This window comes from Novosphingobium sp., assembly GCF_032093395.1.
Lineage (GTDB): Bacteria > Pseudomonadota > Alphaproteobacteria > Sphingomonadales > Sphingomonadaceae > Novosphingobium.
Genome location: NZ_DAMDBA010000069.1, coordinates 14,572 through 26,315, shown reverse-complemented (window position 1 = coordinate 26,315; position 11,744 = coordinate 14,572). Strand labels below are relative to the sequence as shown.

8 protein-coding genes are annotated in these 11,744 nt (G+C 64.1%); 7 read left to right on the top strand and 1 reads right to left on the bottom strand.

All coding sequences use genetic code 11. From position 1 onward, the window contains the following. From RT424_RS18885 to RT424_RS18860, 6 genes are all read left to right on the top strand, one after another. Nucleotides 1–471 (top strand): protein-methionine-sulfoxide reductase heme-binding subunit MsrQ (locus tag RT424_RS18885; protein WP_313441364.1); only part of this gene is annotated, 471 nt, incomplete at its 5' end. A gap of 334 nt (nt 472–805) precedes the next feature. Continuing rightward, nucleotides 806–2,278, top strand: coding sequence for an efflux transporter outer membrane subunit (locus RT424_RS18880; protein ID WP_313441362.1), 1,473 nt, complete (start codon nt 806–808; stop codon nt 2,276–2,278). Between the two features lie 2 nt (nt 2,279–2,280). Beyond that, the gene (locus RT424_RS18875; protein ID WP_409521542.1) at nt 2,281–3,366 is read left to right on the top strand and encodes an HlyD family secretion protein; all 1,086 of its coding nucleotides are present in this window, start codon (nt 2,281–2,283) and stop codon (nt 3,364–3,366) included. A gap of 9 nt (nt 3,367–3,375) precedes the next feature. After that, a complete protein-coding gene (gene rbbA / locus RT424_RS18870) occupies nt 3,376–6,123 on the top strand; it encodes a ribosome-associated ATPase/putative transporter RbbA (protein ID WP_313441357.1) in 2,748 nt (915 codons plus the stop codon). A 3-nt stretch (nt 6,124–6,126) separates the two neighbouring features. Next, nucleotides 6,127–7,254 carry an ABC transporter permease gene (locus RT424_RS18865; RefSeq protein ID WP_313441355.1) on the top strand — a complete coding sequence of 376 codons (1,128 nt, stop codon included), beginning with the start codon at nt 6,127–6,129 and terminating at the stop codon, nt 7,252–7,254. 255 nt (nt 7,255–7,509) lie between these two features. Then, nucleotides 7,510–9,714, top strand: a complete 2,205-nt coding sequence (locus RT424_RS18860) for an arylsulfatase (RefSeq protein WP_313441352.1) — start codon at nt 7,510–7,512, stop codon at nt 9,712–9,714. 79 nt (nt 9,715–9,793) lie between these two features. Here the strand turns inward: RT424_RS18860 and RT424_RS24570 are convergent, their stop codons facing one another. Next, nucleotides 9,794–10,240 (bottom strand): nuclear transport factor 2 family protein, encoded by a 447-nt coding sequence (locus RT424_RS24570; RefSeq protein ID WP_409521543.1) that lies wholly within the window; start codon nt 10,238–10,240, stop codon nt 9,794–9,796. A gap of 367 nt (nt 10,241–10,607) precedes the next feature. Here RT424_RS24570 and RT424_RS18850 point away from each other — a divergent pair, with 367 nt between their 5' ends. After that, nucleotides 10,608–11,489: an MFS transporter gene (locus RT424_RS18850; RefSeq protein ID WP_313441347.1), complete on the top strand. Its 882-nt coding sequence runs from the start codon at nt 10,608–10,610 to the stop codon at nt 11,487–11,489. Nucleotides 11,490–11,744 lie beyond the last annotated feature (255 nt).

Here is an 11,744-nt window from a genome sequence, read left to right as displayed (position 1 = left end):
GAACTGGGGCTTTGGGGCCTGCGCTTCCTGTGCCTGACGCTGGCCGTGACGTTATTGGCAAGGTATGCCGGGATGCCGCGGCTGATGCGCTTTCGGCGGCGTATCGGCCTATGGGCCTTCGCTTATGTCACTCTTCATCTTCTTACTTACCTGGCTGTCGCCCACGAGTTCGACTGGGCGGAAATCGCTACCGATATCGCCAAACGACCGTACATCACCATAGGCATGGGCGCCTTTGCATTACTGGTGCCGCTTGCCGTGACATCGGCCAATGTCGTGCGCCGCAAGATGACGCCGCGCGCATGGCGACGGTTGCACCGGTCCGTCTACCTGATAGCGGTAATGGGCGTGCTCCATTATTTCCTGCTCGTGAAGGCCGATACCAGCAGCCCCTTGCTCTACGGCGGGATCGTGGCGGCGCTTTTGACCGCGCGGCTAATCCCCCGGCTCCCGCGATCGCGCGCCGCATGAGGCACACACGCTAGCCGCAAGCCGGTTCGTGCGCGTTCCTTCAATAAGTAAGAAATCAATCAATCCGTGCCCCCGCAATCGAGGGACAGGTTGTTTTGCCTTCATGGCACGATCCGATCGCACCCCACCGTCTCGAGAAGAGAGAAGAAATTGTTGACTACTTCCTGACCCCCTCCGTATAAACGAAATGGATCCAGACAGATATTCTCGATGGATGACGGGCCCGCCGGATTGTAATCCGCAACTCATAAAAAGAATCGACACGTTTCAAATTCCGCTGGCGCCAGTCTTTCAGGCGTCACGATCCGTCGCATGCGAAGGGGATTTTGTGCTGTTGAGCCCGGCTGACCGCCAAACTTCGCACATGATCCGCGCGGCGGGACTTGTTCTCGCGCCCTTGCTGGCTCTTTCCGCCTGTTCGTTCGCGCCCGACTATGTGCAGCCGCCGCTGCCGGTGCCCGAACGCTATGCCGGTGGCGTGGACGGCCGATCGATCGTAGCGCTCGACTGGAACGCCTTCTTCCGCGAAGCGCAGTTGCAGGCATTGATAACGCAGGCCCTTGCCAACAATCGCGACATTCGCCTGGCGGCGGCCCGGGTGGCAGAAGCGCGTGCGGCGTGGCGGATCGAAGGGTCTGCGCTCTATCCGCAACTGGATGCGGTGGCCACGGGAACGCGCGGCCGCACGCTGGTGACCGGTACCGATCAGCATGCCGACATCAAGCAGGTTTCCGCGCAGCTCAGCGCCAGTTGGGAGATCGACTTCTGGGGCCGCCTGCGCAATTTGCGCGCGGCCGCACGCGAGCAATATCTCGCCAGTGAGGAATCGCGCCGGGCAGTGGCCACCGACCTCGTCTCCCAGGTCGCCTTGGGCTACCTGCTGGAGCGTGAGTACGAGGAACGCGCCGAACTCGCCCGCCAGTCGATCACCACGCGTGAGGAAACGCTGCGGATCATGCGCCGCCGATATGAGGTAGGATCGGGCAACAAGCTGGACATGGCGCAATCGCAAGTGCTGCTGGCTCAGGCGCAGACGACGCTGGACGCGCTCGAACAGGAACGGGCCGTCAACCGCAATGCGCTGGCCCTTCTGGTGGGGGCGCCGGTGGAGATCGCGCCGGGGTCGCTGGGGCTGACCGGCGATTTCCCCGACTTCACGTTGCCGACCGGCCTTCCGTCCGAACTTCTGGTAAATCGTCCCGACATCGTCGCCGCCGAACACCAGTTGCGCGCGGCCGATGCCGATATCGGGGCGGCGCGCGCGGCGTTCTTCCCCAACGTCAGCCTGACGGGCGTGTTCGGCACGTCCAGCTCCGATCTCGACGGACTGCTGGGAGGCGGCAGCCAGGCCTGGAACTTCGCACCCCAGATCGTCATGCCGCTGTTCAATGCCGGCCGGCTCAAGGGCAATCTGCAAGTGGCCGAGGCCCGCCGCGACCAGGCGGTGGCCAGTTACGAAAAGGCCATCCAGTCCGCCTTCCGCGACGTGTCCGACGCGCTGGTCCGCCGCCAGCAACTGGCCCGGCAGATCGTCACCACCCGCGCGCTGGTAGGCGCCCAGCGCGAACGCGCGCGGCTGGCGCAATTGCGTTTCGACAACGGACGCTCGACCTATCTTGAGGTTCTTGATGCGCAGCGGGATCTTTTCGATGCCGAACAAGCGCTTGTCCAGCTGCGCCGCGCGGAACTGGCAAGCGTTGTCTCGCTCTATTCGGCGCTGGGCGGAGGCTTTCCCATGGAACGGCCGGTCGAGCCGCGCTCCACCGATACTCCGGCCGAAACGCCGGCCAGCCAAGAGGGGCAGTGACGATGAACAAGACCTGGATCGTCAGGGGGCTGATCGTCGCGGCGGTGCTGGCGGCGGCTTTCGCGCTCTACAAATTGCTCACGCCTGCGGGGCTGCCCGAAGGCATCGTGGGCGGCAACGGGCGGCTGGAGGCCACCGAGATCGACATTGCCAGCAAGTCCGCCGGGCGCATTCGCAATATCGTCGTGGATGAGGGCCAGACGGTGAAGGCCGGCGATGTGATCGCCCACATGGATGTGGACGTGCTCACCGCCCAGAAGACCGAAGCGGAGGCGCAGATGGCAGAAGCGCAAAACGCGGTGCTGGTCTCGCAAACCCAGGTGGCGCAGCGCCAGGCGGAGAAGGCCGCTGCCGAGGCCGTGGTTCGCCAGCGGCTGGCCGAACTCAACGCCTCGCGCAAGCGGCTCGGCCGTTCGGACACGCTTTCTCGCGAAGGCGCCACTTCGGCGCAGGAGCGGGATGACGATGCCGCACAAGTGGAGGGAGCATCCGCCGCTGTGCAGGCGGCGCGGGCGCAGGTGGCCTCTGCCGAAGTGGCGGTCACCAATGCGCGCAATCAGGTCATCGGCTCCTCATCCCGCGTGGAGGCGACCCGCGCCACGATCCAGCGAATAGAGGCCGATATCAACGATGCCACCCTGCGCACCCCGCGCGATGGCCGCGTACAGTTCCGCATCGCCCAACCCGGCGAAGTGGTGAGCGGCGGGGGCCGCGTGGTCAGTCTGGTCGATCTGACGGACGTGACGATGACCTTCTTCCTCCCTGCTACGGCGGCCGGTCGGCTGGGCATCGGCAGCGAGGCGCGGATCGTGCTGGATGCCCTGCCCGACACGCCGATCCCCGCGCAGATAAGCTTCGTGGCCGATGTCGCCCAGTTCACGCCGAAGACGGTGGAGACGCAGAGCGAGCGCGAGAAGATGATGTTCCGCGTGCGCGCCCGCATCGATCCGGCACTGCTGCGCCGCTACATGAGCCTGGTGAAGACCGGCCTGCCCGGCATGGCCTATGTGAAGATCGACCCCAAGGCGGAATGGCCGCCGGAGCTGCAATTGCGGGGCGCCTTGGTCGATCAGCGGAAAGGGCGTTGAGAAAGGGGCATGACCATGCCCTCCCCCCCCTCTCCCGCCGCCCCCGAACCGGTCGTCCGCGTCAGCGGCGTCTGGACGCGCTACGGCAAGACCGAGGCTTTGCGGGGCATCGATCTGGACATTCCGGCCGGGCTTATGATCGGCATGATCGGCCCGGACGGCGTGGGCAAGTCGAGCCTGCTCTCGCTCGTGTCGGGCGCGCGGGCGGTGCAGCAGGGCGAGGTGCGCGTGCTGGGCGGCGACATGCGCGATCGCAGGCACCGGCGCGAGGTCTGCCCCCGCATCGCCTACATGCCGCAGGGCCTGGGCAAGAACCTCTACCCCACGCTTTCGGTGGAGGAGAATCTTCAGTTCTTCGGCCGCCTGTTCGGGCATGACGGGCCCGAACGCCGCCGCCGCATAGATGAACTGACGCGGGCGACCGGGCTCGATCCGTTTCTGTCGCGCCCGGCAGGCAAGCTATCGGGCGGGATGAAGCAGAAACTTGGCCTCTGCTGCGCGCTGATCCACGACCCGGACCTGCTGATCCTGGATGAGCCGACGACGGGCGTGGACCCGCTCGCCCGCGCGCAGTTCTGGGATCTCATCGCCGATATCCGCAAGACGCAAGGAGCGATGAGCGTGATCGTCGCCACCGCCTACATGGACGAGGCGCAGCGCTTCGACTGGCTGGTGGCGATGGACGACGGCAATGTGCTCGATACGGGCTCCCCGCAGGAAATCTTCGATCGCACCGGCACCACGTCGCTGGAGGAAGCCTTCATCGCCCTGCTACCCGAGGAGAAGAAGCGCGGGCACACGGCGGTGGTGATCCCTCCGCTGGAAGCCGGGGAGGACGACATCGCCATCGAGGCGCAGGGCCTGACCATGCGCTTCGGCGATTTCACCGCCGTCGATCACGTCAGCTTCCGCATCCGGCGCGGCGAAATCTTCGGCTTTCTGGGCTCCAACGGCTGCGGCAAGTCCACGACGATGAAGATGCTCACCGGCCTCCTGCCCGCCAGCGACGGCAAGGCCTGGCTGTTCGGCAAGGAAGTCGATTCCAGCGATATCTCCACCCGCCGCCGTGTCGGTTACATGAGCCAGGCTTTCTCGCTCTACGGCGAATTGACGGTGCGGCAGAACCTGGAACTCCATGCCCGGCTGTTCCATGTTGCGCGGGCGGATATCGCCGCGCGGGTCACCGAAATGGTCGAGCGGTTCGACCTTACCCATGTGCTGGAGGAACTGCCCGAAAGCCTGCCGCTGGGCATGCGCCAACGCCTCAGCCTTGCCGTCGCCATGGTTCACAAGCCGGACCTGCTGATCCTGGACGAGCCGACTTCGGGCGTCGATCCGGTGGCACGCGATGCCTTCTGGCGGCTGCTGGTGGAACTGTCGCGGCGGGACAAGGTGACGATCTTCATCTCCACGCACTTCATGAACGAGGCGATGCGCTGCGATCGCATGTCGATGATGCATGCAGGCAAAGTGCTGGACAGCGACACGCCGCAGCGCCTGATCGACAAGCGCGGGGCGAAGGATCTGGAAGAGGCCTTCATCGGCTATCTCGTGGAAGCGGGAGGCGATACGCGCAGCCCGCAAGAAGGCGCGCCCGCCTTGTCGGGAGAGCCGTCGCACCCCGATACCGGCGGTGCCTTCAGCCTGCAACGCTGCCTGACTTACGCCTGGCGCGAAACGCTGGAGCTTCAGCGCGATCCGGTGCGGGCGACGCTGGCACTGGCCGGATCGCTGATCCTGATGCTGGTGATCGGCTTCGGCATGACGACCGACATCAACGAACTGTCCTACGCCGTGCTAGACCGCGACGGCAGCCTGCTTAGCCAGAACTACGCACTCGACATCTCGGGGTCGGACTATTTCAAGGAACATGCGCCGATCCGCGATTACGACGATCTCGACCGGCGCCTTCAGGAAGGCGAACTGGTGTTGGGCATCGAGATTCCGCCCGGCTTCGGGCGCGATGTCGCGGCCGGGCGGGAGGTGGCGATCGGAGTCTGGTTCGATGGCGCCAACCCCGGCCGGGCCGAGACGGTGCAGGGCTATATCCAGGGCCTGCATCAGCACTGGCTGACCGAGCAGGTCCGAAGCCGCACCGGATCGACCAACGGCGTATTCTCCCTGGAAAATCGCTTTCGCTACAATCCGGACGTGCAGAGCCTGCCGGCCATGGTGCCGATGGTGATCCCGCTGCTGCTGCTGATGCTTCCCGCGATGCTGACCGCGCTGGCGGTTGTGCGCGAGAAGGAGATCGGCTCGATCATCAACCTCTACGTCACGCCCGTCACCCGCAGCGAATTCATGCTGGGCAAGCAGGCGCCCTATGTGGGCCTGGCGCTCATCAACTTCCTGCTGATGGTGCTGATGGCGATCTTCATCTTCGATGTTCCGGTGAAGGGCAGTTTCCCGACGCTGCTGTTGGCGGCGACGATCTATTGCATCTCGGCCACCGGCATGGGCCTACTCGCATCGGCGCTGACGCGCAGCCAGATCGCCGCGATGTTCCTGGCGATGATCGGCACGATGATCCCGGCGACGACCTTTGGCGGCATGACCGATCCCGTCTCCTCGATGGAAGGCGGCGCGCGGTTCATGGGCGAGATCTACCCGGCCAGCCACATGTTCACGATCAGCCGGGGCGTCTTCGCCAAGGCGTTGGGGTTCTCCGACCTTGCCGGATCGTTCCTGCCGCTGGCGATATCGGCACCGGTGATCGTGGGCGTCGCCATCCTGCTCCTGAAGAAGCAGGAGGTCTGAGCGATGCTCTCCAAGATAGCGAACATCTATCGGCTCGGCGTGAAGGAATTGTGGGGCCTGTGGCGCGATCCGATCATGCTCGTGCTGATCGTGTTCACTTTCACGGTGTCGATCTACACCTCGGCGAATTCGACGCCGGAAACGCTGCACAACGCCGCCATCGCCATCGTCGACGAGGACGAATCCCCGCTGTCCCAGCGTATCGTCTCCTCGTTCTATCCGCCGCAGTTCGTGGTGCCGCAGATGATCGTGCCGCAGCAGATCGATCCCGGCATGGACGCGGGGGACTATACTTTCGTGCTGCATATCCCACACGGCTTCCAACGCGACGTGCTGGGCGGCAGAGGGGCCGAGATCCAGCTCAACACGGACGCCACGCGCATGAGCCAAGCCTTCACCGGCAGCGGCTACATCCAGCAGATCGTCAACGGCGAAGTGAACGAATTTCTCAATCGCCACCGCGTGAACAGCGTGCCGCAAGTGGACCTTGCCATTCGTGCGCGGTTCAACCCCGCGCTCAACAAGTCATGGTTCGGGGCACTCGCGCAGATCATCAACCAGATCGCCATGCTCTCGATCATCCTGACCGGTGCCGCGCTGATCCGCGAGCGGGAGCATGGCACGGTCGAGCATCTGCTGGTCATGCCGGTGACGCCGTTCGAGATCATGATGTCGAAAGTCTGGTCTATGGGGCTGGTGGTACTGCTGGCCTCCGCCCTTTCGGTGAACCTCGTAGTGCGGGCGCTGATGCAGGTGCCGATAGCGGGATCGCTGCCGCTGTTCTTTGCCGGAGCGGGGTTGGTGCTGTTCTCCACCACCTCTATGGGCATCTTCCTGGCCACCATCGCGCGCAACATGCCGCAGTTCGGCATGCTGATGATCCTGGTGCTTCTGCCTTTACAGATGCTTTCAGGCGGCAGCACGCCGCGGGAATCCATGCCGCAACTGGTGCAGGACGTGATGCTGTTCGCGCCCACGACGCACTTCGTGGAACTGGGCCAGGCAATCCTGTTCCGGGGCGCGGGCCTCGCAGTGGTCTGGCCGCAATTCGCCGCGACCATCGCCATCGGCGCGGTGTTCTTTGCAATCGCACTCGCCCGGTTCCGCTCGACGATCAGTTCGATGGCGTGACCCGGAACCCCACTCGGGTAATCCTCATCGGCAGCGCGGGTTCACCCCGATAGAGATCGTGGATGCACTCTTGGATCGTCCGGCCCGGCTCTCAACAGGAGACGAGATATGTCGATCGATTCGGTATGCCAGACCCCAGAGGTACTGCCTCGTCCAGATTTTCACTTCCAAGGCGAAATCGGCCGGACCTATCAGGATTCGGATCCGGCAACCTTTCCCCAGCCGGTACAGCCGCCGAAAGGCGCTCCCAATATCGTGCTTATCCTGCTGGATGACGTCGGCTTCGGCCAGTTCGAAACCTTTGGCGGCGGCGTGCCCTCGCCAACGATGGAGCGCCTGGCAAAGGAAGGCCTGCGCTACAATTATTTCCATACGACGGCCCTGTGCAGCCCGACACGCGCCGCGCTCATCACCGGGCGCAACCACCATTCGGCGTCGTTCGCCGGGATCACCGAACTGGCCACCGGCTACGACGGCTATTGCTGCATCCTGCCTCGCAACTGCGGGACGATCGGCGAGGTGTTGCGCCAGAACGGCTACATGACGGCATGGATCGGCAAGAACCATAACACGCCCACCTGGGAGACGAGCGCGGCGGGTCCGTTCGACCGGTGGGCCAATGGACTGGGCTTCGATTACTTCTACGGGTTCAACGCGGGCGACATGAACCACTGGAACCCGATCCTGTTCGAGAACCGGGATCTCGTCCCGGCATCCGAGGATCCCGAATACCACCTGACCGAGGATCTCGCCGAGCGAGCGATCACATGGGTGCGCAAGGTCAAGAGCATAGCACCCGACAAGCCCTATTTCCTTTATGTGGCGCCCGGCGCCACCCATGCTCCGCACCAGGCGCCGCAAAAGTGGATAGACCGGTTCAAGGGCAAGTTCGACACGGGTTGGGACGCCTATCGCGAGGCCACCATCCAACGGCAGAAGGCGCGCGGCGTGGTTCCTGACGATACCGAGCTGACGGTGCGTTCGAAGGGCCTGCCGGCATGGGACACCCTCAACGACGACCAGAAGCGGCTCTATGCAAGGATGATGGAAGTCTTCGCGGCCTACGGCGCGCAAGTCGATGCGGCGATGGGCCGGGTGATCGACGCGGTGAAGGCGCTGCCCGACGCCGACAACACGATCATCATCTACATCGCCGGCGACAACGGCTCCAGCGCCGAAGGCGGGCTGGAAGGATCGCTGTGCGAGAACATGTTCTTCAACGGTTTCCCCGAGAAATGGGAGGACAACCTCAAGGCGATCGACGAACTGGGTGGACCGAAGCATTTCAACCACTTCCCGTCGGCCTGGGCGCACGCCATGAATACGCCCTTCCAGTGGACCAAGCAGGTCGCCAGCCATTTCGGCGGCACGCGCAATCCCATGATCATTTCCTGGCCCGACCGGATCAAGGATGCGGGCGGGCTGCGCGACCAGTTCATCCACACGATCGACATCGTGCCCACACTCTACGAAGTCTGCGGCGTCACCGCGCCGAGCGAGTTGAACGGCATCCAGCAAAAGCCGATCGAGGGCGTCAGCTTCGCAGCGACGTTCGACGATGGCAGCGCGGCAAGCAAGCGCCGCACGCAGTATTTCGAACTGGGCGTCAATCGCGGGCTCTATCACGATGGCTGGATGGCTTCCGCGCCCAGCTTCGTGCCGTGGCAGCCGGTTCGTCCTGAAGACTGGGATCCGGACCAGCAGGTGTGGGAGCTCTACAAGCTCGACGGTGACTTCTCGCAGGCCCGCGACCTGGCGGACCGGCACCCGGAAAAGCTGCGGGAATTGCAGGACATGTGGTGGGTGGAGGCAGCCAAGTACAATGTACTGCCGCTGGACTGGCGCGCCACGATCCGGATGAATGCGGAAGCCATGGGGCGTCCCAGCATGGTCGGCGACCGGACCAGCGCGACGTATTACGAAGGCATGATCGGCCTGCCTGATGCGGCGTGCCTGCCGATGCTCAACAAGAGCTGGACGATCACCGCCGGTATCGAGCTTACCGATGACAAGGCCGAGGGGATGATCATCACCCACGGCGGTCTGGAAGGCGGCTACGGGCTTTACCTGCGCGAAGGCAAGCCGGTGTTCGTCTACAACTTCCTCTCGGTCGAGCGGACGACTTTCGCGGCCGAGGCCCCGCTCGGTGCAGGCCGGCACCAGTTGGTGGTCCGTCACGACTATGACGGCGGCGGAATGGGCAAGGGCGCGACGATCACGGTGTCCGCCGGCGGCGGCAAACTTGCCAGCGGGCGACTTGAACGGACGGTACCGATCCAGTTCTCGCTCGGGGAGGGCCTGGACATCGGCATGGACGTCGGCTCGCCGATCGACTTCACCTACCAACTGCCGTTCAAGTTCACCGGACGGATCGAAAAAGTGACGGTGGAGATCGATGCACCAGCGGCGAAGGCGTCAGCGGCGGGCGCCGAGGCGGAAGCTGCCGAACCGGCCGCGTAAACGCAAGTAGTGAAGGGCCGCAGCGCGCGATCGGTGCTGCGGCCCCCTTGCAATGAGATGGGGTCATCTGACCGGCCTCTCAGTAGTCGAACGCGAGCGAACCGGATCTCCTGGAGAAACGCCATATGCCGTCGAGCTCCAGACGCAGCTCGTCGTCGAAGTCGCCTACCAACACGTTTTCACCCCGTTCCCCGGTGTAGAGCACGACATAGCTACGTGCGCTTGCATGAGCCGGAGACAGCAGATCCACAACGATGTTCGCCATGACATGGCGCGTGCGCCGAGCAGGTCTGTCGCGGAAGAACGCGCGTATCGCCTCGCGTCCGGAAACCGGCGCTTCGGGCGCCGTGGGTCGCGCGAAGGAACCCTCAAGCGTGAACATCTCTGCCAGGGCATCATGGTCATGCGCGTCGTTCGCTTGGGCAAATCGATGGATCTGGCTCACGATAGCGCGCTCGATCGCCCAGTAGTCAGAAGGGCTCGCAGCTACGGAAGGGCTTGCAGCGTCTGGATTTTCCCGTGTCATGCGGTTTTTCGCTTTATGGTCGAGAGGCGATGCCATCCATTGCTTCAATGCTTCGGGAACGGCTTCGGGCGCCTCCATCGGCGCCATGTGGCCGCTGCCTTCGAACACCTTGTAAACGGCGCCCGGAAGTGCCGCGGCGATTTCCTCGTGCTGGGCGGGCGGGCTCCACGCGTCCTCGCTGCCGACGCCGATGAGGACAGGGCAGCGCACTGCCGCGCGCCAAATCTTCGGCACTGACGCGACTGCGCGAAATGATCCTGCGCGGCACGCTGAAGCCCGGTGAGCGGCTGCGGGAAGTCGAGCTGGCGGATCGGCTTGCCATGTCCCGCACGCTTCGCCCCGCCGCAGAAGCCTTGCCATCTCATGCATGGCACTCGGCTATCCCGTCGGGGCAACGATCGGCGCGCTGGCTGCCGTGCCGCTCATCGAAGCATTCGGGTGGCGGTCGATCTATGTGCTCGGCGCAGCAGCCGCCGCGCTGCTCGTGCCGCTGGTGCTATGGCTGTTGCCGGAATCCATTCAGTTCCTGACCGCGCGCCGCCCCGCAGGCGCGCTGGAGAAGATCAACCGGGTCCAGCGGAAACTCGGCCGCCCGCCGCTCGACAGACTGCCGCCGGTCACCGCCCAAGCGGCCCGGAGCCGTCCCGGCTTTGCCGATCTGTTCAGCGGCCGGATGCTCGCCCCGACCGTCCTTGTGATGTTGCTCAACATGAGCGTGATGGCCACGGTCTACTTCGCGATCAGCTGGACGCCGAAGATCCTGTCCGAGTTGGGCTTCAGCGACAGTATCGGCATTTACGCCTCGATGATGATGAACGTGGCAGGCGCCATCGGATGCCTTCTGTTCGGACTGCTGGCGAACCGCTTCGGCCTTCGCAACCTTTCGACGGCGGTATTCGTGGGCATGGGGCTGGCCCTCACGGCCTACGGGTTGGCGCCGCCGCGCGCAGTTGCACTGATTGCCGCTGCGTTCATTACCGGCTTTTTCCTCAATACCGCAATTACCTGTCTTTATACGATTTTGCCGCAAGTGTTCCCGCCTGAAATGCGCGCCACGGGAACGGGCATCGGCCTGGGCGGCGGGCGGATAGGCGCCGTGGCCGGTCCCTATCTCGCAGGAATGCTGATCGCCGCAGGCTGGAGCCGCGCGGCATATTGCATCGCTCTGGCAGTTCCGATGCTGGCCGCTATTGCCATCCTCGCAGCACTGCCCATCGGCAAGAACGGTATCTCCATGCGAGACGGGTGATCGAAGAACAGACGATAAATCTACATTGCCCTGATTATATTATACGATATACATACGTCATTCTGACGGAGATTGAGCCTTGGACAGCGCTGACGATGATGTGCCCGAACAATCGCTCAGCAGTCGCCGCATTCCGCCCCACACGCGCCGCTCCATGCCGCACGCCTCGCTTGACCGACGTGGACTGATCCGCGCCGGGCTGGCGGGCGCACTCCTGCCCGCGTTCGAAACGACGCTAAAGGCCGCAGCCTCGCC

Excerpts from the sequence above, each read along its gene's own strand:
- RT424_RS18850 (WP_313441347.1), top strand. The coding sequence starts at position 10,608 with ATGGCACTCGGCTATCCCGTCGGGGCAACGATCGGCGCGCTGGCTGCC.
- RT424_RS24570 (WP_409521543.1), bottom strand. The coding sequence starts at position 10,240 with ATGACACGGGAAAATCCAGACGCTGCAAGCCCTTCCGTAGCTGCGAGC.
- rbbA (WP_313441357.1), top strand. The coding sequence starts at position 3,376 with ATGACCATGCCCTCCCCCCCCTCTCCCGCCGCCCCCGAACCGGTCGTC.
- RT424_RS18865 (WP_313441355.1), top strand. The coding sequence starts at position 6,127 with ATGCTCTCCAAGATAGCGAACATCTATCGGCTCGGCGTGAAGGAATTG.
- RT424_RS18875 (WP_409521542.1), top strand. The coding sequence starts at position 2,281 with ATGAACAAGACCTGGATCGTCAGGGGGCTGATCGTCGCGGCGGTGCTG.